This window comes from Terriglobales bacterium, assembly GCA_035651995.1.
Lineage (GTDB): Bacteria > Acidobacteriota > Terriglobia > Terriglobales > Acidobacteriaceae > DASRER01.
The window spans coordinates 1-21,551 of the sequence record DASRER010000023.1; the positions used below are offsets into that span (position 1 = coordinate 1).

Sequence of the window (21,551 nt, forward strand, 5' to 3'; positions counted from 1 at the left end):
TTCAGAAAATGTTGGAAATGCTCCTCAATCCGGATTATCTTCGCCATCGGGTGTAGGTCTCCTTTCCAGGAACGGCTTCGCTTGCTAGGCAAAGCCAACTTACACCCTCTCGCTTTTTACACAATCAACGTTACGTCACCTGCCCCGCTCTTCGAAGAACTCCAGCCGGTTGCCCCAGGGGTCGTTCACGAAAAAACGAACCGTATTGGGGATGGATGTGTCGTCGCTCACGGCATGATTGGCGGCCAGCAGCCGCTCGCGCAGCGCGACGAGCCCGGAGACGCGAAAAGCCGGATGCGCTTTGCGTGCCGGAGTGAAGTCGCGCTCCACGCCGACATGCAGTTGCTGCGCGCCGCACTGGAACCAGCAGCCTCCGCGAGCGCGAAGCGCCTCGGGCTTGGGCAGCTCGGCCAAGCCAAGCAGCTCGCCGAAAAACCTGCGCGCGGCCGCCTCGCAACCCGGCGGCGCCGCAATCTGGACGTGGTCAAGCGCGACGATCTTCACTCAGACCGCCTGCGCCGGTGCAGGACGCTCCTGCCGGGCCAGCCAGGCGTCGAACGCGGCCAGTGCGCGCTCGCACTGCAACCGGTGGCGCTCCTTTTTGTCGCGCACGCGGCGGCGTGTTCCCTCGTCGAGTTGCGGCAGCAGGTCGAAGGTAATGTTCGCCGGCTGGAAATTCTTCGCGTTGGCGTGCGTGATGTAGTGCGCCAGCGAACCGAACGCCGACTCGCGCGGCGGTGACTCGATGCCCTCCGCCCCGGCAAGTCGCGCCGCGCCGATCCCGGCCAGCAGCCCCATCGCGATGGACTCCACGTATCCTTCCACGCCGCAAATCTGCCCCGCGAAGAACACGCGCGGGTGTGCGCGCATCTGCAGCGTCGGCTCGAGCAGCGTGGGCGCGTTGATGTATGTATTGCGATGGATCTGCCCGTAGCGCACGAAGCGGGCATTCTCCAGGCCGGGGATGAGCCGCAGCACGCGCGCCTGCTCTCCGTAGCGCAAATGGTTCTGGAATCCGACCAGGTTGTAGCTGTCGGCGCGCAGGTTTTCGCGGCGCAACTGCACCACCGCGTACGGCTGCTTGCCGGTGCGCGCATCGATCAGGCCCACCGGCTTCATCGGGCCAAAGCGCAGCGTGTCCCGCCCGCGCCGCGCAATTTCCTCGATCGGCAGGCAGCCTTCGAAGTAGTTCAGGTCCTCCCAGTGGTGTCCTTCCGCCGACTGCGCCGCCATCAGAGCATCGTAAAAGCGGTCGTACTCCTCGCGCGACATCGGGCAGTTGATGTAGTCGGCAGTGCCTTTGTCGTAGCGCGCCGCCATGTACACGCGCGACATGTCGATCGAATCGGCTTCGACGATCGGGGAAATCGAGTCGTAGAAGTAGAGATGGTCCGTCCCGCAGAGCCGCGCGACCTCGCGCGAGAGCGCGTCCGATGTCAGAGGTCCGGTGGCGATGATGGTGACGCCGCCGGCTTCGTCCAAACGCGTGACTTCCGCGCGGCGGATCGTGATGAGCGGCTCGGCTGAAATGGCGCGCGTGACCTCAGCGGCAAAGACCGTTCGGTCCACGGCGAGTGCGTGGCCGGCGGGAACGGCGCAGCGCTCGGCGAGGCGCAGCAGGAGCGAACCGGCGCGGCGCATCTCTTCCTTGAGCAGCCACGGCGCGGTGTTTTCGCTCGCGCTCTTCAGCGAGTTGGAGCACACCAGTTCGGCGAAGTCGGCCGTCTGGTGCGCCGGCGTGGAGCGCGTCGGCCGCATTTCAAACAGCTCGACTGCGAACCCGCGCCGCGCCAGCTGCCATGCAGCTTCCGAGCCGGCAAGGCCGGCGCCGATAATTTTGATCTGCTCCATGAACGTTCACTCAACCGCGGAGACGCTGAGACGCGGAAGAATCAAAACGCAAAATCCAGGGGTGTGAACAACGACCAACGATTCTGGGTTTAATTGCTGCGTTTGCGACATTTCAGCGCTTTTCTCCGCGCCTCCGCGCCTCCGCGGCTAGGAGATCTTCCCCGCCAGCCGCTTCAGCGGTTCTCCGCTCAGCCGATAGGCGAGCCATTCGCTCATGCGCTCAGCGCCCAGCGCGTCGTAGAACTCGATGCTGGGCTTGTTCCAATCGAGCACCAGCCAGCGCATTCCATACCAGCCTTTCTCCACCGTGATTTGCGCCAGCCGCCGCAGCAGCGCCTTGCCGATGCCGCGTCCGCGAAACTCGGGCCGGACGAACAGGTCTTCCAGGTAGAGTCCGGCGCGCCCGCGCCAGGTTGAATAGTTCGGAAACCACAGCGCAAACCCGGCTGGTTCGTCGTTCCAGAACGCGAGCTCGACGTGGAAGAGCGGCGCGCTGCCGAATCCGTCGCGCTGCAAATCGGCTTCGGTCGCGACTGCCTGCTCGGGCGCTTTCTCGTACTCGGCCAGGTCGCGGATGAAGCGCAGAATCAGGGCAACGTCGTCGCGCGTGGCGCTGCGAATCGCGAGCGATGTGGCGGATGGCGCGGTCATGATGAACGGAGAAAATCAATCCATTGATTATACGAGTGGGCGTTCTTCAGATCGTCCCTGGAGAAGAAAGATGCCGCACGTTCCGTACGTTGAGCTGGACCAGTCTTCACTGCAAGCCCGCGAGATCCGCTGGGCTCAGAGTTGGAGTTTGCCGCTGAAGGGATTTAGACGTTCATCAGGGTGCCTTGGGGCAGCAGTTTTGCTGACCGCCAACGACGAACGACTACAGGATCACCCGTTCGTCGCCCACGCGCTTGGTCACCCGCTCGCGATCCAGATATTCAAGGAGCGGGATTGCGTACTTGCGCGACAGGCCGAACAGGTCTTTGAATCCGGCTACGTCGATCCTGGCCGACGTGCTCTTTTGCGCCACGACGCGTCCACGCATCTGCTCCAGGGCGTCGCGGTGAAACACCAGGTCGTCGGCCAGCTTCACCAGCACGCGATCGCGCAGCAGCAGCGTGATGATCTTCTGCGCGCGCGCGCGGTCCACCGGCAGCGACGCGAGCACGTCCTTCAACAGCGGCGCCTTGAGGCCGGCGGCCGCGAACACCGCCTCGATCTTCTGCTTCGCTTCCGCCTCTTCATCCTTCAGCACAACGCCGCGCCCCGCAGCGCGGACCTGCTCGCCGGCAACCTCCAGTTTTTTCTCGGCCACCAGCGACGCCAGCATTGCCGCAAAGACGTCGGGCGAGGCGCCCAAACGCTCGCGCAGCTCCTCTTTGCTGATGCCGGCCACCAGCGGATTGGCGTCGTGGAAGCGCGTGACGGTCTCCAGCGCGTCGGCCTTCAGCCGCGCGAGCACCGCGCCGGAAACCAGCGTCTCGCCGGCGCGCGCAATGGCCCGCGTCATGACGGGCAAAAGGCCCTCGATGGCGCCGCGTGCCACTCCCATCTCCGCCATTGCTTCCGGAATCGCGAGCCCCGCCGGGCCGCGCCGTTCCACGCGTGCTGCCAGCTTATCTCCTGACGTGCCGCCGGCGAGCGCTGCGAGCGAGCTGAGTCGTACGTTGGGCGCCAGCTTGCCCTCGCAGGGGAATGGATCGATCACAACACCGCCGCCAATGGTCACCACCGGCGAAAACTGGCGCACGATGAAGCGATCGCCGGGCAGCAACAGGACCGGCCCATGGAAGCGCACCTGGGCGAATGCCTCGCCGCCCGGCGCCAGCTGCTTCAAGGGGCTGGCCAGCGAAGGATCGTGCGCCGCGCGCGCGTCGGCGAGCAGGACAATCTCAGCAATCGTCTCCGACGTGTGCGTGTGGAAGTGCACGCGCGATCGATCGCGCAGCGGCCTGGCGCCCTTGAGCAACTCGATCGTCACATCGGCGCGACGCGTGGGACGCAGCACGCCGGGGGCCGCCACCGTCATGCCGCGCGTCAATTCATCCGTCGCTATTCCGGCGAGATTGAGCGCGGTGCGCTGGCCGGCCGTGGCCCGCTCGGCGGCCGCGCCATGCACCTGCACGCCGCGAACCCGCAGCCGGCGTCCTTCCGGAAACAACTCGACCTCCTCATCTTTGGCTACGCTGCCCGCCACCAGCGTGCCGGTGACGACCGTGCCAAAACCCTTCATCATGAATACCCGGTCGATCGGCAGGCGAAACAGCGCCGACGAATCGCGCGCCGGAACCTCCGCGGCAATTCTGCCCAGCTGCTGCCGCAGCTCGTCCATGCCCGCCCCGGTTTGTGAGCTGACGGTGACAGTCGGCGAGCGCGAAGCGTCGAGAAACGATCCGCGCACGAAGTCTTCCACTTCCGACCGCGCCACCTGGAGCGTCTCGGCGTCCACCAGGTCACTTTTCGTGACAACGACGATGCCTCGCTGCACCGAGAGCAGCCGGGAGATCTCGAAGTGTTCGCGCGTCTGTGGCTTGATGCCTTCGTCGGCGGCGACCACCAGCAGCACCAGGTCGAGGCCTCCGGCGCCCGCCAGCATGTTGCGCACGAAGCGCTCGTGGCCGGGCACGTCAATGAAGCCGAAGCGTATTGGCTCGCCGGAGGGTGAGGGCAACTCCGCGTGTGCGAAGCCGAGGTCGATGGTGATACCGCGGCGCTTTTCCTCTTCCAGGCGGTCGGCGTCGATGCCGGTGAGCGCCTTGACCAGAGCGGTCTTGCCGTGATCGATGTGCCCGGCTGTGCCGACAATGACGGACTTCATCGCAATTGAGTATAAAGACTGTGTGCATGGCGCGTTGATTGTGGTGGCGCAATATCGCGACCTGCCCGAGGCGCTGCTGGCCAAGGGCAAGCTGGAGTCGGCCGGAATCGAGTGCACCATGACCGACGACAACATCGTGCGAATGGACTGGTTCTGGCCAACGCCGTTGGCGGCGTGAAGCTGAAGGTGCGCCCCGAGGACGCCGGGCAGGCGCGTGAAGTGCTGGCCAGCGCGCCTCCGCTCATCATGCAGGATTCGCAAACCGGCGGCTTCTATCAGCAGCCGGCGTGTCCGCGCTGCAATTCATTCGACATCGCGTTTGGCGACCGTTCAGCCGGCATCAAATTGGTCGCGCTCCAGGCCGGCATTCCGCTGCCTTCGTTCCAGGAGCCGCACTGGCGGTGTGCCGAATGCGGCGCGCGCTGGGTCGAGGAGTAACTCCGCTCCGGCGTTTACTTGCAGGCCACCTCAGGCTTGCCGGTCTTCTTCTCCGCGAAAGTCATCGCGTACACCGGGTGAATCTCCCAGAAGTTGTGGGATGCGTCGCACAGCCCTTTGCCCCGCGGTCCCGGATGGATGGCGTGGTGCACGTCATAGAAGAGCTGGCCGGTGATCTTCATCTTGGTCGGATGTTTCACGCAGGTGCCCGAGCCGGAGAAGTCCGTCTTGCCCGGCGTCCCGAAGTTCTTGAGCAGCTTGGCCCGGAGCGCGTCGAGTCCGCCGAGTTTGGCGTCGGGCGCGTCGAGAAAGTCGGAGCGCGGCACTTCGACGATCACGCACCGGGTGCGGTCCTCGCGCGTTGGCCCGACCTGGATGTGATAGTCGCCGTCGTCCTCTGACGCGATGAGCTGCACGTACCCGGTGGTGCTCACCAGGTCGCCTTCCTGCAACGCGGTCGACGCCGGATCGCGCATCCGGTCGTCCTGGTGACTCTGGTTGTGCTGATACTCCTTGTAGTCGTACTTGTGGCGGTCAGGTTCGGCCAGCGTAATCAGGTCGTCGGACTTGACCGCGGCCGGCTTCTTGTGTTCGGCGGCGGAATCCAGGGTTGTTTTCACGTGCCAGCGATCCACGCCCTTCTTGGGCGGATCAGCCCACACGGTGATGAAGAACAGCAGGCAGAGCCCCGGCCACAGTCTTCTCATGTCTTTCTCCTCGACCGGAAAAGGTCGAGGCTGAAGCTAGCACGACCGGCTGCTCCGCAGCATTTTTCGTCGGCCTTGTTCCGTTTCCAGAACGTGCGAAAATGGCCTTGTCCTCTATGGTCAAGCACGCCGCCAACGCCATCACCGACGAAACGCTGGAACAGCACGGAATTACCCCTGACGAATTCCAGAAAATCCTGCGGCTGCTCGGACGCCGCCCCACGCTCACCGAGCTGGGCATCTTCAGCGTGATGTGGAGCGAGCATTGCTCGTACAAGTCGTCGCGTGTGCACCTGCGTCGGCTGCCCACTCACAGCCGGCGCGTGCTGCAAGGGCCCGGCGAGAACGCCGGCGTGATTGATATCGGCGATGGCTGGGCGTGCGCGTTCAAAATTGAGTCGCACAACCACCCGTCGTTCCTCGAGCCATTCCAGGGCGCGGCGACCGGAGTGGGCGGCATTCTGCGCGACATCTTCACCATGGGCGCGCGGCCGGTCGCGGTGATGGACTCCCTCCGCTTCGGGCCCATCACCGGCGATGCGGCCGGCGCGGCTCCGCCGGGGAAAGCCGCCACGGCGGGCGACGCCCGCGCTGCCCAGGAAGCGCGCGCCGCGCTGAAAGCGATTCATAAGAACCACTCGCTGCTGGAAGGCGTGGTGAGCGGCATTGCCAGCTACGGCAACTGCTTTGGCGTGCCGAACCTGGGCGGCGAAACGAAGTTCGAGCCGTGCTACGCGGGCAATCCGCTGGTGAACGCGTTCGCGCTCGGCCTGATGCGGCGCGATCGCATCTTCCTGGCACGCGCGGCCGGAGAAGGCAATCCGGTGATCTACGTCGGCGCCAAAACGGGGCGCGACGGCATCCACGGCGCCACCATGGCGAGCGAGGAATTCCGCGAAGGCTCGGAGCAGAAGCGCCCCAACGTCCAGGTTGGCGACCCTTTCCTCGAGAAGCTCCTCCTGGAGGCCTGCCTCGAAGTGATGGAGACCGGCGCCGTCGTCGGCATTCAGGACATGGGGGCCGCCGGGCTCACCTGCTCCACCTGCGAGATGGGTGCGCGCGGCGGCGTGGGCATCGAGATTGAGATGGACCTGGTGCCGCAGCGCGAAACCGCCATGAACGGATACGAGATCATGCTCTCCGAATCGCAGGAGCGCATGCTGCTCGTCGCCGAGCGCGGCCGCGAAGAAGAAGTGTTTCGCGTCTTCCAGAAGTGGGGGCTCGATGCCGTGACCATTGGACGCGTTACGTCCGACGGCAAGCTCCGCGTGCTCGAGCACGGCAACGTCATTGCCGAGATTCCCAACACCGCCCTCACCGACGACGCGCCAGTGTATCGGCGCCCGATCGAGCGCTGGGAGGCCGAGGTTCCTCGCGAGAAGCCAGAAAGCGTTCGCCTCGGCGAAACCGCCGATCTCACCGCCAACTTCAAAAAGCTCCTCGCCGCGCCAAACATTTGCAGCAAACGCTGGATCTACCAGCAGTACGACTCCATGGTCCAGACCAACACCGTCGAGGGCCCGGGCGCCGACGCCGGCCTGGTCCGCGTGAAGGGCACGCGGCGCGGCCTGGCCATGTCCCTCGACGGCAACGGCCGCTGGTGCTGGCTCGATCCCAAACTCGGCGCGATGCACGCCGTGGCCGAGGCCGCGCGCAACGTGGCCTGCACCGGCGCCACGCCGGTTGCCGCCACCAACTGCCTGAATTTTGGCAGTCCCGAGAAGCCGGAAGTCATGTGGCAGTTTTCGCAGGTGGTTGACGGCATCGCGCGCGCGTGCGAGGAGCTGGAAATCCCGATCACCGGCGGCAACGTGAGCCTCTACAACGAAACGCTGGGCGAGGGGATTTATCCCACCCCGGTGCTCGGCGTTGTCGGCTTGCTGGAAAACCTTGAAGACGCGGTTCGGCACGGCTTCCGCGAGACTGGCCGCGCCATCGTCCTGCTGCGCGGAGCTGAGCCGGGCGACGCGACCGACGCCGAAATCGAATTCGGCTCCTCCGAATATGCGAAAGAAGTCCTGGGCCGGGTCTGGGGATATCCGCCGGCCCTGGAACTTCACCGCGAGGCGGCGGTGCAGAAGTGCCTGATCGAGCTGGTCCGCGATGGCGCGATCGGCTCAGCTCACGACTGCTCCAGCGGCGGACTCGCCGTCGCCGTCGCCGAATCCAGCTTCGCTGAGGGAGTTGGCGCGCGGATCGATCTGGCGGGCGGCGAACTTGCGCCCGAATGTGTGCTTTTCGGCGAGGACGCCAGCCGCGTGGTCCTCTCCTGCGACCCGGCCCGGCTCCGGTACATCCAACAAACTGCGGTAAAATACGGAGTCACGGCTGAGCGGATCGGCGAAACGGTTCCCGACAACCTGGAAATTTCCCTCGACGGCAGGATTGTTGTCTCCGCCGAAGTGTCGGAACTGGCCGATGCCTGGGAGCACGCGCTGGAGCGCGCGCTGCACGTCGAGACAGAAGAGCGGATGGTGCCGGGAGTCTTGCAGAAGAGCTGAGATCATCGGACGATCTGACGGTCCGGTTGTCGGGCGAGCAAGCGGCTTGCGCGGCGCGCCGGCCGATCAGGGGGCCTTCCAGGGCGCCAGGGATGATGTTGAGCGGTATGGAGCGAAGCGGCAAATTCAAAGACGAGTGTGGCGTGGTCGCCGTGTACTCGCACCCCGAGGCGTCGAAGCTCGTCTACCTCGGCCTGCATGCGCTCCAGCATCGTGGACAGGAGAGCGCTGGCATTGCTTCGTCCACCGGTGACCGCCTGCGCGTGTATCGCGCCATGGGCCTGGTCGCCGACATCTTCAATAACGAAGAAGCGCTCGCCAAGGTGCCCGGCCCGCTCGCCATCGGGCACACGCGCTACTCCACCACCGGCGATTCGGCGCTGCTCAACGCGCAGCCCATCATGGTCGAATGCAACAAGGGACCGATCGCGCTGGCACACAACGGCAACCTGGTGAACGCGCAGCACATTCGCGCGCGCCTCGAGCAGCGGGGCTCGATCTTTCAGACGTCGAGCGACACCGAAGTTGTCGTCCACCTGATCGCGCAGTCGAAAGAGCAGACACTGCCGGAGGCGATTGCTGACGCGCTGCGCCGCCTCGAAGGCGCTTTCTCGCTCGTCATGCTGACGCGCGACCGCGTCTTCGCCGCCCGCGATCCGCGCGGCTTCCGCCCGCTGGTCATGGGACGCATTCCCCCCCAGCCCAGCAACGCGCCGCGCCTGCCGGGCGCGCCCCCCGAGCAGGAGACCATCGTCTTCGCCTCGGAAACCTGCGCCTTCGACCTGATCGGCGCCGTTTACGAGCGCGAAGTGAGGCCCGGCGAACTCGTGGTCGTCGGACCTGAGGGCGTGTACTCGCGCTTCTACGCCTCGCCGCAGAAGCAGTCGAGCTGCATCTTCGAGCACGTGTACTTCTCGCGGCCAGACAGCATCATCTTCGGCCGCCCGGTACAGGAGAGCCGCGAGGCGCTCGGCCGCCGGTTGGCGCGCGAGGCCCCCGTCGATGCCGACATCGTCGTCCCCGTGCCCGATTCCGGCGTCACCGCCGCGCTCGGCTACTCGGCCGAGAGCGGGCTGCCATTTCGCTTCGGACTCATCCGCAATCACTACGTGGGGCGCACGTTCATCGAGCCGGAGCAGTCGGTGCGCGACTTCGGCGTCAAGCTCAAGCTCAACCCGGTGCGCAGCATCCTGGAAGGCAAGCGCGTGGTGCTCATCGACGACTCCATCGTGCGCGGCACCACCAGCCGGAAAATCGTCCGCATGGTCCGCGCCGCCGGCGCGCGCGAGGTGCACATGCGCGTTTCGTGCCCGCCTATCATCGGCTCCTGCTACTACGGCGTGGACACGCCCTCGCGCAAGCAGCTCATCGCCGCCAACAAATCGGTGGAAGAAATCCGCGAGTACATCGGCGCCGATTCGCTCGCCTACATCTCCGTGGAAGGCCTCAAGCAGGCCTGCGGTGAAGGCAAGGCGACCACCTACTGCACCGCCTGCTACACCGGAAATTACCCCACGCCGCTGATCGATGTGGAAGAGATCGTCCCGGCAGCAGCCAGGCACGAATAATCTCGTCTCCTCGATTCCTGCGCGCTCATTCTTGCCGCCTTGACATGTAGTTCAATTAGGTATATTTTTAACCTTACTGAAATCGGAGCGCCCATGACCCTCGACAACGAAATCTGGATTGCCACCGCTCTGCTCCACCGAGCGCATCCCTCGAGGGACGACTTCACCCTGCCGGAGATCCGCTCCAAGGTGATTGAATTGAATCCACGGCGCGCAGCCCAGCCAGGCCTCAACACTTATCTTTCGTCGCACTGTGTCGCGGGCAAGCCTCGCCAGCAGAACAGTATTGATGCACGCATCCTGGTCGAAACCGGAAGACCGCCGGCGCGCCGCCGCCTTTATCGCGATGGCGACCCATTCCATCCGAGCCGCTCTGCCGGAAAGACCCATCCGGCAAGAAGCGCCCTTCCAGTCGAATTTCGTTCGCTGCTCGACTGGTACGAGAACGTTTACTGCTTCCGGCCTCCGGCAGCCAAGCCCCAGCGTGAACGCATAGCCAGGCTTCGGGAACTGATCGGCTCTATCAACGGCGAGGATCTGGACCTGATGAAACGCGTCATCGAGGAAGGGTGTGAGCAGGTCGATGAAGACGAATGGCAGACTCGTGCTCGACACGAACGCGGCAATCGCCGCACTGGGTGACGACGCCGCTCTGCTCCGCGAGTTGGAACGATCTTCGGAGTGGCTGCTGCCAAGCGTCGTTCTGGGTGAACTGTTTTACGGCGCCTACGGGTCCACGCGGGTGCGGAGCAATCTCAGCCGCATCTCCGACTTTGTTGGACTCTGTACCGTGGTTGCGGTTGACCAGGACACAGCCCTGTTCTACGGCCGGCTGCGAACCGAGCTAAGGTTTGCCGGCCGCCCGATTCCCTCCAACGACGCATGGATAGCTTCCTTATGCCGCCAGCATTCGGTTCCGCTGCTCTCACGCGATCGTCACTTTGACGTGGTCGAGGGTCTGCAGGTCGTGAATTGGTAGACCTGCAGGAACTGTCCCGGCTCACGCCGCCTGGGTGTACCTGATCGCCCTGCCGCGTCGTTCCTTGTGCAACAACTCCGCCAGCAGCTCCCGCAGCACCGCTTCCCTCGCCTTGTCCAGGGGTAGCGGCGGGATCACGGTCAGGTTTCCCAGCTGCCGCGCCAGTTCGAAGTACGCCGCCCGGCAGTGGCGCATGAACTCCACCGGATACTCCGGCTTGCGTGCCACCGCCGCGTCGGGATCGGCGTCGAGCAGGTACGCGATGTCGGGCCGCGGTACGAACGCGTGCACGGCCCGCACAAAGAGCTGCGTGGCGCGGTTAGCAAGCGGCAGGTTGGCGAGCTCGTCGTAGATGTAGCGGTCCATCACCAGCGCGTTGCCGCGGCGGCGCTCACGCGCGACCACGAAATCCAGGTGAACAGCATCGAGCAGATACAGCAGGTGCCGCGCCAGCGTCAGGTACCAGTGGCGAACGTTCTTGTCGCGCCGCGCCACCGGCTTCCCCGGCTCGCCCACACCACGCTCGCTTCGATAGACCTTGTGAACAAAGCCCTCCCGCCAGCGCGCGCCCACTACCACGTGGTCCCAAAAGGCGCGCAACGTTGAACGATATCCCAGCAGGCCCAGTGCGGCGCGCAGGCCTTCAATCTGCGTGCTCTTACCCGAACCATCGAGGCCGGAAAAGGTGATGAGCATGGAAGAATCGCGCTGAAGCGCAGGTTTCACGTTTTTCCGTTCTGTGCCGTCGAGCGGCTCACCGCAGCAGCCTCAACTCCGTCGTAGTCCACGACCACGGGAAGACGGGAACACGTCTCCTTATCGCACGCCCGCTCCCGCATTCGGCGGCGTACTCGACGTTCCTCGCGACAAGCCGTAAACAATCCCCAGGGCGGCGCCAGCCGCTCCGATCAGTCCCAGCTTGATGAGCAGCGAACGTACCTGGCGCTGCTTGGCGGGCGCGATCGCCGTTCCCGCCGGACGCGACGCCGGTCCGCCGGCCGCGCGTCCTGACTCAGCCGCCGCCGTTCCCAGCGGCTCGCTGGAAGGCTGCGTTCCCTGCTGCGCCGGCTGTTGTTCCGCCGGCGGTTGCGCCGCAGGCTGCTGCGCCGGGTCACCGCTGGTCGCGGCCGCGGGTGCGGCCGGCTGCGTCGTGCTGGGCGCATCCGGCAGCGGCGATTGCGGTGCCGGGGCCTGCGCCGGCGTCTCGCCCTGAACTGGCGCCGGCGTCTGACCTTGGGCCGCCGCCGGCGCTTGGGTTTGATCTGGCGCCGCCGTCTGTTCTCCCGCGGGCGGCACTGGCTCCAGCGGCCCGGCGGAAGGATCAGGCATCACGCCCTGCCCCGGCGCCGGCTGCGTCTGACCCGGCACTTGTGCCGGCGGCTGCGCCGGCGCCGCAGCCCGCAGTGGTGCAGGCGTCTGCTGCGCCGCCTGCGCGATCGCCTGCGGCACACCGCAAACCGCCGCAATCAACGTCAGCGCCAGCGCGCGGCTGCGGATTGGAATCCTGTCTTTGTCGTGGACGTTCCAGGGGTTCATAACTTCTCCTTCAGGGTGGCGGCGTTGGCCAGGTAGCCGTGTGCGGGTTCCGGTTGCGGCCAGAGCGTGTCCACGTCGGCCTCGCGGTCGCGCAGATTGCGAAAGCGGTTCCTGGCGTAGCGCCACAGGTTCGCCAGGTTCGTCTCGTACCAGCACGACTCGGTCATGTGCGGCGAAAGCCCGCACAGCACGCGGAAGCGCCCCGCGAACACGTCGCGCGACGCCAGCAGCGCCGCCGCCAGCCGATGATTGCCTTCCAGGATCGTGAGCGGCCGCGCCTCATCCACGCCGATCAGGAGCACGCTGCTGTTGTCGTGCTCCAGCCGCAGCCGATAGCTGAGCGCCTGGATTTTGCTGACGAAGCTGCGCGTCCTGCCGTGAAAGCGCCCCCGGCGGATGTTGTTCACGATGTTGTTGATGTGAAAACTGCCTTTGCCGATCGTCCGCCAATGCGCCCGCGGAAACACGCGGATGCTCCTCAGGTCGTCGGCCTCGAGCTGCACCTGCCACCATGCTGTGTCGGTAGGCAGTTCGCGCCACATGTGTCCTCGCCGGCGGAAGAGCAGCGCCCGGCGCACCGCGTTTTCATGCTCGTTTCCCAGGTCGGGCTCCAGCACCAGCGACTCGAAGCGCGTGCGGTCGTGTTGAAATTCCTCCGAATAAAATTCGTTCCGCAGGAATTCGGAGATCACTTCCGCTTCCGTCACTCGGCGCAGCCGCTTCATGCCATCGCCTCCTGCATCGGCATGGGACGCGCCCGGAAGAACACGTACGAAACGGTGATCAGCAGGCCCGTCATCAGCACCACTTGCACCACCAGCACCTGGTGCAGCGTGGCGTGAAACAGGTAGACGCCGGCAACGCGCGCGCCGCTGAACGCTAGCTGGTACCAGCCGGTGCTGGAAATGCGGCGCGACATCTCGTAGGCCATCAGCACCATGCTGAGCGCGTAGCAGCCGGCGGCCGCGGCGTTCAGCTCCAGCAGCGGCTCCGCCTGGTGGAAGCCGTGGCCGAACACCAGCGTGACGATGGGGCCGGGAAAATGGCCCATCGCGAGCATGAAGACCACCGAGATGGCCAGCACCAGCAGCAGCGGCGCCAGCAGCACCGCGGGCGAGTCGCTTGCGCGCCGCCCGTTGGCCGAGATGGGAAACATGGCGCTCGCCACCGACCAGGACGCGAAGTTGAGCACCCGCCCGGCCAGCGCGACCGCGGCATAAACTCCGGCGGCCTCCGCTCTGAAAAAGTGCTTCACCAGCAGGATGTCGATGTTGTTGATGACCACCTGTCCCACGAAGAACACGATGGCCTGCATGCCTTCGCCGAACGACGGCGGCTCGGTCACTTCTCCGCTGCGCCGAAGATTTCCCGGCGGCGGAATTAAAAACGCGAGCACGATGGAAACCGTCACGGCTCCCACAGCGCCCATCACGCCGTAGCCGGCCGCCACCAGCAGCACGGCCGCCACGAACTTCGCCGCGGTCTCCAGCACCATGTTCCCGGCCAGCTTGCCGAAGGCCAGCGTTCCCTGCAGCGCTCCGCGCTTGGCGCCCAGCGCCGGATAAAACGCAATGCCGGCCGCCAGCAGAATCACGATGGCGGGCGTGGGCAGCTTCAGGTATCCCGCTACCAGCGGGCTGCCCAGCGCGAGCCCGGCCGCCAGCAGCAAACCCACCACCCACGCCCTGCGCTGGAGCAGGTGGTACACCGCCGCTTGCGCCGGCACGGTGCAATTGCGCGCCACGAATTTTGCGCACACCAGCTGGAACGAGAGCGTGATCGCCGAAATCAGCATGAGCAGCGTCACGGCGGCGCTGGCGTGTCCGAAGCCCTCCGGGCCAAGCATTCGCGCGATCGACACGTTGTAGGCAAAGTTGAACAGGCTCACGGCCACCGAGCCCGCCAGCATCACCATGCTGCCGCCCAGCAGCAGCGAATGGGCGCCGGGCCGGCGGATGGAACTGATCGCCCGCACCCACGGCCATGCCGCCGGTTCGGCCGGAGCCACGGCCGCGATCGCCTTTGGTTCAGCCAGGCTCATGCCGCGACCGTGTCATCGCCCTGCTCCTTGCCATCGCGGGCGGCGCGCGGCGGCGGGAACGCCATGGTGTCGTCGCGCCGCAGGGCATTGGGCAGGAAGTACGTGAAGCTGCGCACCGCATCGCCTGACGTCTCATAGATCTCAAACAGGCGATCGGTGCGCGTGAGTTCCAGGATGGTGGCAGCCTGCGGCGAAACCGCCGCCAGCTTCAGGTCGCCGTCGCGGCGCATCACCTCAGACATGCAGTGCAGCAGCATGTCCACGCCGGCGGCGTCCATCTGCCGCACCTGCGAAAGATCAAAGACCAGCTGCGGCCGGTCGGAATGGAGAAAGGGCTGCACTTCATCGAGAAAAGTGCGCGCCTCGCGCAGGTTGATCCGGTCCGGCATTCGCTTCACCACAACCGGCCTAATCGTTTCCATATTTCCTCGCCATCATCAGATTGGGATGGAACTGCGGATGAACTTCGTGCGCGGCCTCGCGGGCAGCCGGCGAGCGCAGCGCCGCCGAAGGCGCCTGCACCGCCGCCGGCAGGCTCGCGGGTTGCTCGCGCCGCGGCGATGGGAACAGACTGCGCAGCACCTGCGCGGGCAAAAACGACGCCAGTGAAGCCGCGCTGGCGATCGCGCGCAGCGGCGCCTGCTGCGGAATGCTGCCGACAAGCTTGGGATCGGTGATTTCCACTTCCACGGCGCGCTTCAGATGCGCCACGCGCCGGCTGCCCACCACCGCGTGCTGCACATCGAGCCCCGCCCCGACGTAGCAATAAGGAAGGACGTTCGCGTCCTGCACCACCGTGCCGCAGTCCACGTGCGCGTGGTGCTCCACCGTGCTGAAGCGCGTCACGACCGCCGAGGCGCGGACCCGCGCAAAGCTCCCCACGAAGGCGGGCGCCAGCAGCCGCGCCTCGTTATGAACGCGCGCCCCTTCTCCCACCCACACGCCCGGCTTGATCTCGCGCCCCGCGGGCGCCATCTGCACGCGGCCGGCGAAGGCGTCCACCGTGAGCCGGCGCAGGTCGGCCGCGCTCTCCAGCGGATTTACATGTCCCGTGAACTGATACCCGCGGCAGGGAGACCGCAGCTCCGCCAGCTGATGGCGGAAGAGAAACGCCGCATCGTTGCGCCGTGATCCGCTCACCGCAAACACGCCCAGCGCCGCGCCCGATTCGTCGCACACCGGCGTCACACGATTGCCCTCGTCCAGGTGGAACTGCACCACGGCGTCATAGTCCAGCTCCAAATAAGGGCCGATGTGCTGGACCAGCAGCACGTCTGCGCCCGACTGGGCGTACTCGGAGAACGCCGTCTCGCATCCGCGCCACAAACTGCGCTCGTCGAGCGGCAGCAGCGCAATGTTGCGCTCGGCGGCCCTCAGCGTTGCGGTGTCACCGACGATGAGCACCTCGCTCACACCGCTGGCGAGCAGCCGGTCGGCCGTGCGCAGGGCGACGCTGCGGCCGAGCACATCGAGCCCCGCCAGCGGCGCGCCGCCGGCAAACTGCGCGTCGAAACCGTAATCGCGGGGCAGGGCCCCGATCAGCAGAATTGCTTTTACATCCAAGCCGACCACCTCGGCGCCGCGGCGCGATATATGGCAGAGCGCGAGGGGACCCACGCCGGAATGCGCCGGAAGCGCGAAATCGGCTCCAGCGTCTTGGCTTTCTGGTGAAGGCTGAAGGCCCGCAGATAGGAAAAAATGATCTGCGGCATCGTCATGCGCAGCGCGGCCGAGAAATTCTGCTCCGCCATCTCCCGCTGCCGTCCAGGATTGCGCAGCAGCTCGAGCAGGCAAGCGGCCAGGTTCTCGGCGCTGCCGGTGCGGTAGAACTCGATTGCCAGGTTTTCGTCGTCGGCCATCTGCCGGAAATCGGGAATGTCGGCCGACACGATCGGCACACCGTATTCGCACGCCAGGTGCGCCACGCCGCTCGATCCGGTCGCCGAGCTGTAGGGCATCACCGTGGCGGTCGCGGTGCTGAACAGCTCGGGAATGTCTTCCTCCGCCACATAGCCGGTGAAGCGGATGCGCGGGTTGCCGGCGCACTGCTTCGCCACTGACTCCACGTATCCGGGCGTGGTCGGGTGATTCCCTCCTGCGATCACCAGGCGCGTCTCCGGCATCACCGCAACGATCTGCTCGAACGCCTCCAGCAGCAGCTCCAGCCGCTTGTAGGTCCCCCACTTGCCGAAAGCGAGAATGCGGTGCTCCGGACTTCCCCGCCGGCTGAAGTCGGGATACTCGGGGCGCGCGCTCAGAATGCCGTGGGCGCGGAAGTGCACATTTTCGCCGCGATACTTCTCCATCAGCGTCCGGCGATACGCCGGCAGCAGCACGGAAACCGAGTTGGCCATCAGCAGCATGCGCGTAGCCACCGAGCCTGCCATGCGATACAGGTGCGGAAAGCTCACCCCGGCGTCGCTCAGGTTGATGTTGTCCATCAGGTGATGCAGCGTAACGTGCGTGTAATAGCCGGAAAGCCGCGTGGCCGCCGGAATGGCGAGTCCACCGAACGCCGGGAACGGGCTGTCGCCGAAGGTGGAGAACAGCAGGTTGAACCACACCACGTCGGGCTTGACCTCGCGAATGGCCCTCAACAGCCGGCTGGGGTTTCCCAGGCTGTTGAAACGCCAGGCCCGCTGCACGTAGAAGTCGGGAAGCTCCGCCGCTGCCTCGGGCAGTTCGTCGGCCAGCACCGTTACGCTGAGCAGGGGATCGCGCTGCAGCTCCTGCGCGAGGTGGAATCCGTATTCATTGAGTCCCCGCCGGCTGGGCGGGAACGCAGTCACCAGACAAATTTTCATGGGCCCCTCTGGCGCCTAAAAAAGCGTCAAGCGCACCACCGGACGAAAGTGCGTTTGATCGCGGCCAGTAAAATTGAAAAACGTTTGCTGCTGAATTCCGAATGAGAGCCGAAGCGGATACTCCACCGGAACCGGACCCGCGCCGTCGTCGATGCTGCGGCGCAATGGCTTAACGTAAGAGATGAGAAATCCGCTTTGCATGTTGTCATACGCGTGAAAACCTTCTCCACGTGAGTACGCGAACGTCCCTTCGAACAACCAGCGATTGTTCGGCCGGTATTCCACTTCGCCCGCCGGACGCATCGTCTGTCCAAGCCCGAAAGTCAGGTCCTGCACGCGCCACGAGCGGATGTATTCCCCCAGCGCGGTGACCTTCAGCTTCCGGTCCATGAATTGACGCTCGATGCCGGCGTACGTCGAAGTGGTGAAAAACTCCCGCACCAGGGGCGAAAATTGCAGGTCCCGGACGCTGTATCCCGTGACCAGCGCCGTATTTCCCCAGGGACGCCCGACCCGGAAATCCAGGTGCGCGCCCAGGTCACGCGAACTCAGCTTGCGAATCGTGAACGGACCCGCCTCGTGGTACGCCCCTCCCCTCGCCGAGATCCAATTGCCGAACGAGCTCGTGCTCATGTAAACGAATTGGCGGAACAGGTTCTGGTCCAGTGCAATGGCCGACTGCAGCGAGCCCGAATCGCGCCGGAGGGTGAACTGCAAGCCGGTGTTGAACGCGATTGTGTTGCGTCCCATGTGCAGCACCGGGTTGATCGCGCCGTTGAAGTTGTAGTCGTACGTGTTGCGGTCCAGGATGAGCGCCAGGCTTGGCACGGAAACCTGGCCGCGCGCGTTGCGCACCTGGAAAAAGCCGCTCACCAGCGGAAAGCCCTGCTGGTGCATGCGAAAGGCGTTGGTCCACGTGGTCTGCAGCGAAGAACGCGGCGGCGGCAGAAGGGCGGGATCATTCGCCACGCCGAATACCTGCGCGTCCGTCTGGTAAATCGTCTCGTCTTCGAAGATCGGTTCTATGTTGAAGGTGGAAAGCACGCTCCAGCGGTCATTCAGGCGGAAACCCTCTTCGCCCGCGACTTCCTGCAGCGCGCGTTCGGCCACGTCTTCCTCGCCGGAGAGCGCGTTGGCGCGCGCGTAGGCGGTGATGGCGCGCACGTTGTCGCGTCGCTGGCGGTGGATGTTGGCCTGTGCCAGCGCGTAATCGTAGTTGCTGGCGTAGTCGTCGCCATTGCCCAGCGCATCGAGTTGCGACTGCGCCTGCAGCGCGTTGCCCTGCGCCAGGTAGCTGTTCGCCATGCCGATGGCCACCACTTCATCGCCCGCGCCCAGGCCTTTTGCCTTGCGGTAGTAGCGCTGCGCGAGATCGAAATCGTGCATCGCCAGGAACATGTTGGCGGCTTCGATCAGGTTGTCGGCCGAGACCGGCGCCGACTCGCCCACCCGCGACTCAGCAAAGCCCAGCGCGATCTGCTGGCGCGCGTCGTCCCACTTGCCGTCGCGAAGAAAAACTTTGCCGATGGCCAGCCGCACGTCCACCTTGTCGGCGTCGGGCGCTTCCAGCGCGCGCGTGAAGCGCTGCATGGCCGCTTCGCGCTCGCCAAGCGTGAGCAGCGCGTCGCCGGTGGCCAGCAGCACCGCGGCCTCATCGCCGCCCTCACGCTCCGCCGACTGCACGTAGTTGAGCGTGGCGTTGCGATCGTGCAGGCGCGCGGCGGCGTGCGCCAGCCCGGCGTAGATCATCGAGTCGTCCGGCGATAGCGGCAGCGCGGCCTTCAGCGCCTGGATGGACTCGTTGTAGCGGTGCTCGTGATACAACGTCTCGCCCAGCGCCAGGTGCAGGGAAAGGTCGTCGGGCGCGTACTTGAGCGCGGCCCGATACTCCTGCTCGGCCTTGTCCAGCACGCGCATCTGGCGAAACGCTGTGGCGCGCGCCAGGTGGATGGCGCCGGAATCGCCCATCAGCTTGGCCGCTTCCTGCGCCTGGTCAAGCGCCTGCTTGCCGCGACGCAGTTGCAGGTTGGCGAACGCCAGGCCGAGGTGCGCCGTGCCGTTGCCGGGATTGATCTTCAGCGCGGTGTTGAAGTCCTGCGTCGCCGCCTCGGCATTTTGCAGATCGTTCAGCGTGTAGCCGCGATTGATGTACGCCTCCACCATCTTGGGATCGCGCGCGATGGCGCGGCCGTAATCGTCGGCCGCCTCATCGAGCAGCTGCGACTGCTTGTGCACGTGCCCGGCGAGCAGCGGAAAGTTCGGCTCGCGCGGCAGGATGCTCTCGTACTGGTTGGAAAGCGCCAGCACGTCGTCGTAGCGGCCCAGGTTGTAGAGCGCGTAGCCCAGGTAGACGCTGGCGTTGCGATCGCGCGGCAGCTGCTCCAGCACCCGCCGGCCCAGTTGCGCCGACTCCAGATACTTCCCGGTGTGGAACAGGTAGCGCTCGCGCTGCAGCATGATGCGCGGGCTGTTGCTCATGCCCGCCGTGGCGCGCGCCAGCCACTCGCCTGCCCGCGGAAATTGCCGCGACTCGATCGCCGCATTCGCCGCGTTGGCGATGATCGTCGGATTGCGCGGCGCCAGCCTGAAGGCCTTGTTGTAGTTCGCGTCGGCCGGCGCGAACTCGCGCGTCGCCGTGAACATGTCGCCCAGCGCGAGATACGGCACGTAGTCGTTGGGATACGCCGCGGCCAGCCGGTTGAAGAATTCCGCGGCGGTCTTGTTGTCCCCCAATTCGCGCGCCAGGTAGCCCATGCTCTCCAGCGCATAGCGGTTCTTCGCGTCCCTGGCCAGCACCGCCGTGTACATCTTCCTGGCTTCATCGGGACGGCGCGTCTTCCACAGCAGGTTGGCGTATTGCAGCTGCGCGTTGGTGTTGGCCGGATCAAGCGCCAGCGCCTGCTTCAAGTCGGCCTCGGCGCCGCTGAAATCATTCGAGCCGGTGCGGATGGAAGCGCGCACGCGCAGGAACTCCGCCTTGGCCGGCCCTTCCACCTGGATCTTGGTCATCTGCTGTTCGGCCATGGCCAGTTGCCGCTGCGCCGCCGCTTCGTTGCCGTCTTCGCGATACAGCTCGGCAAGGTTCATGCGCAGCAGCACGGGATAAAGCTGCCCCTCGGCGACGCTCTCCGGCAGGTGCGCGATGGCGAACTCGTACTCGCGAATGGCATCGGCGCGCCGCTCCTCCTGCTTGGCGACCGTCGCGCGGATGGCGTGCAGGCGATAGTGGCTTTCGTCGAGCGCGGCGGCGCGCGCCAAAAATTTCTTGCCGCTGTCCGCGTCACCCGCCACGATCTGCGCCTGCGCCGCACTGAGCTGGTAACCGATGACCTTCGGGGCCTCGTTCGCAGCGCGCACATACGTCGCCGCGGCCTGCTTATGATCGCCCTCGAGTTCGTAGGTGTAGGCCATGTCGGCCAGCACTTCAGGCGACTGCCGCGGCGCGCTCTTCAGCGTGGCGATGGCGGCTCTGTAGTCCCGCGTCTCGCGATAGTAGTTCGCCACCGCGCGGAAGATCTCCGGATTGCGCGGCGCGCGGCGCTTGGCCGCGTCGAGAAGCTGCTTGGCTTTCTCCGGCTGCTTCATCTTCATGTAGGCCATGGCCATCAGCAGCTCGGCATGCGCTGAAGGCTTCATCGCCTCCCCGCGCTGCAGCGTCTGCAGCCCCTGCTGCAAGTCGCCGGAGCGCATCTGCATCTCGCCCAGCACCAGCACATCGTTCACCCGCTTCGGATTCGCATTCACCACCTGCGTCAGCAGCCGCTTGGCTTCGCTGATGTTGCCCATCCGGGCGTAGGTCTGCGCCATGCCGGATAGGCCGTCAAGCGAACCGGGCTCACGCTGCAGCCCGCTCTTGTAAGCGTCCAGTGAGGGCTGCAGGCGCCCGGCCAGGCGCGACGTGTATCCCAGCAGAAACCACAGCTTGGCGTTCTGCGGCGCGGCCTGGACGGCGCGCTGGGCGTAGCCGGCCGCCGCCGCGTTGTTCCCCCTGTTCAGCGCCTGCTGCGCCGCGCGCGCCATCCGTCCGACCTCGATGCTGCTGCCCCAGCCGATTCCGTTTTCTGCGCCCCCCGCCTTCGGCGATGCCTTCGCTCCGGGCCCGGCTTTCTTCCCCGGGCGCGCCGCCTTCGCCTTCTCCTGCGGCGGCGCCTGCCCGGGTATCTCAAACGTCTGGCTGCGCGCGGGACGCGACGCAGCCAGCAGGGAACATAAAGTTACGAGCCAAAAAACTTTTTTCACGGGACCACCGACGGAAAATTTCGGTTTGGCGGCAGGAGCACTCGCACGCGCGCTGCCAAGGCGCGCTCTCGGCCG

19 protein-coding genes are annotated in these 21,551 nt (G+C 65.6%); 6 read left to right on the forward strand and 13 right to left on the reverse strand.

The features are described from left to right. Positions 1–135: 135 nt before the first annotated feature. The 4 genes from VFA60_09220 to selB form a co-directional block, all read right to left on the reverse strand. Positions 136–504 (reverse strand): hypothetical protein, encoded by a 369-nt coding sequence (locus VFA60_09220; GenBank protein ID HZQ91959.1) that lies wholly within the window; start codon positions 502–504, stop codon positions 136–138. Beyond that, positions 505–1,851, reverse strand: a complete 1,347-nt coding sequence (gene trmFO, locus VFA60_09225) for a methylenetetrahydrofolate--tRNA-(uracil(54)-C(5))-methyltransferase (FADH(2)-oxidizing) TrmFO (protein ID HZQ91960.1) — start codon at positions 1,849–1,851, stop codon at positions 505–507. Positions 1,852–1,998: 147 nt separating this feature from the next. Then, positions 1,999–2,502 (reverse strand): GNAT family N-acetyltransferase, encoded by a 504-nt coding sequence (locus VFA60_09230; GenBank protein ID HZQ91961.1) that lies wholly within the window; start codon positions 2,500–2,502, stop codon positions 1,999–2,001. Positions 2,503–2,725: 223 nt separating this feature from the next. After that, positions 2,726–4,663 carry a selenocysteine-specific translation elongation factor gene (selB, locus tag VFA60_09235; GenBank protein ID HZQ91962.1) on the reverse strand — a complete coding sequence of 646 codons (1,938 nt, stop codon included), beginning with the start codon at positions 4,661–4,663 and terminating at the stop codon, positions 2,726–2,728. 22 nt (positions 4,664–4,685) lie between these two features. Between selB and VFA60_09240 the strand changes: the two genes are divergently transcribed. Together VFA60_09240 and VFA60_09245 are read left to right on the forward strand one after the other, a co-directional pair. Further along, positions 4,686–4,841 (forward strand): hypothetical protein, encoded by a 156-nt coding sequence (locus tag VFA60_09240; GenBank protein HZQ91963.1) that lies wholly within the window; start codon positions 4,686–4,688, stop codon positions 4,839–4,841. Next, positions 4,838–5,101, forward strand: a complete 264-nt coding sequence (locus VFA60_09245) for a hypothetical protein (protein HZQ91964.1) — start codon at positions 4,838–4,840, stop codon at positions 5,099–5,101. The genes VFA60_09240 and VFA60_09245 overlap by 4 nt, the downstream gene beginning before the upstream one ends. A gap of 14 nt (positions 5,102–5,115) precedes the next feature. Here VFA60_09245 and VFA60_09250 read toward each other — a convergent pair whose 3' ends face one another. Next, positions 5,116–5,808, reverse strand: a complete 693-nt coding sequence (locus tag VFA60_09250) for a hypothetical protein (protein ID HZQ91965.1) — start codon at positions 5,806–5,808, stop codon at positions 5,116–5,118. A gap of 101 nt (positions 5,809–5,909) precedes the next feature. Here VFA60_09250 and purL point away from each other — a divergent pair, with 101 nt between their 5' ends. The 4 genes from purL (at position 5,910) to VFA60_09270 (ending at position 10,856) form a co-directional block, all read left to right on the forward strand. Continuing rightward, positions 5,910–8,309, forward strand: coding sequence for a phosphoribosylformylglycinamidine synthase subunit PurL (gene purL / locus VFA60_09255; GenBank protein HZQ91966.1), 2,400 nt, complete (start codon positions 5,910–5,912; stop codon positions 8,307–8,309). Between the two features lie 92 nt (positions 8,310–8,401). After that, positions 8,402–9,877, forward strand: a complete 1,476-nt coding sequence (gene purF, locus VFA60_09260; GenBank protein ID HZQ91967.1) for an amidophosphoribosyltransferase — start codon at positions 8,402–8,404, stop codon at positions 9,875–9,877. 93 nt (positions 9,878–9,970) lie between these two features. Continuing rightward, a complete protein-coding gene (locus VFA60_09265) occupies positions 9,971–10,519 on the forward strand; it encodes a hypothetical protein (protein HZQ91968.1) in 549 nt (182 codons plus the stop codon). After that, entirely contained in the window at positions 10,482–10,856 is a 375-nt protein-coding gene (locus tag VFA60_09270; GenBank protein HZQ91969.1) for a type II toxin-antitoxin system VapC family toxin, read from the forward strand. Before VFA60_09265 ends, VFA60_09270 begins: the two co-directional genes overlap by 38 nt. A 21-nt stretch (positions 10,857–10,877) precedes the next feature. Here the strand turns inward: VFA60_09270 and VFA60_09275 are convergent, their stop codons facing one another. The 8 genes from VFA60_09275 to VFA60_09310 all read right to left on the reverse strand — a co-directional run bounded on the left by VFA60_09275 (position 10,878) and on the right by VFA60_09310 (position 21,476). After that, on the reverse strand, positions 10,878–11,582 hold the full coding sequence (locus tag VFA60_09275) for a thymidylate kinase (GenBank protein ID HZQ91970.1): 705 nt from the start codon (positions 11,580–11,582) through the stop codon (positions 10,878–10,880). A 90-nt stretch (positions 11,583–11,672) separates the two neighbouring features. Further along, a complete protein-coding gene (locus tag VFA60_09280) occupies positions 11,673–12,392 on the reverse strand; it encodes a hypothetical protein (GenBank protein ID HZQ91971.1) in 720 nt (239 codons plus the stop codon). After that, the gene (locus VFA60_09285; protein HZQ91972.1) at positions 12,389–13,117 is read right to left on the reverse strand and encodes a hypothetical protein; all 729 of its coding nucleotides are present in this window, start codon (positions 13,115–13,117) and stop codon (positions 12,389–12,391) included. The genes VFA60_09280 and VFA60_09285 overlap by 4 nt, the downstream gene beginning before the upstream one ends. Then, positions 13,114–14,433, reverse strand: coding sequence for a hypothetical protein (locus tag VFA60_09290; GenBank protein ID HZQ91973.1), 1,320 nt, complete (start codon positions 14,431–14,433; stop codon positions 13,114–13,116). The genes VFA60_09285 and VFA60_09290 overlap by 4 nt, the downstream gene beginning before the upstream one ends. Beyond that, positions 14,430–14,855 carry an STAS domain-containing protein gene (locus tag VFA60_09295; GenBank protein ID HZQ91974.1) on the reverse strand — a complete coding sequence of 142 codons (426 nt, stop codon included), beginning with the start codon at positions 14,853–14,855 and terminating at the stop codon, positions 14,430–14,432. Before VFA60_09295 ends, VFA60_09290 begins: the two co-directional genes overlap by 4 nt. Continuing rightward, a complete protein-coding gene (locus VFA60_09300) occupies positions 14,842–15,996 on the reverse strand; it encodes a hypothetical protein (GenBank protein HZQ91975.1) in 1,155 nt (384 codons plus the stop codon). Before VFA60_09300 ends, VFA60_09295 begins: the two co-directional genes overlap by 14 nt. Further along, complete coding sequence (locus VFA60_09305) at positions 15,987–17,237, reverse strand: glycosyltransferase (GenBank protein HZQ91976.1); 1,251 nt, start codon at positions 17,235–17,237, stop codon at positions 15,987–15,989. Before VFA60_09305 ends, VFA60_09300 begins: the two co-directional genes overlap by 10 nt. A 15-nt stretch (positions 17,238–17,252) precedes the next feature. Further along, on the reverse strand, positions 17,253–21,476 hold the full coding sequence (locus VFA60_09310) for a tetratricopeptide repeat protein (protein HZQ91977.1): 4,224 nt from the start codon (positions 21,474–21,476) through the stop codon (positions 17,253–17,255). Positions 21,477–21,551: the final 75 nt, after the last annotated feature.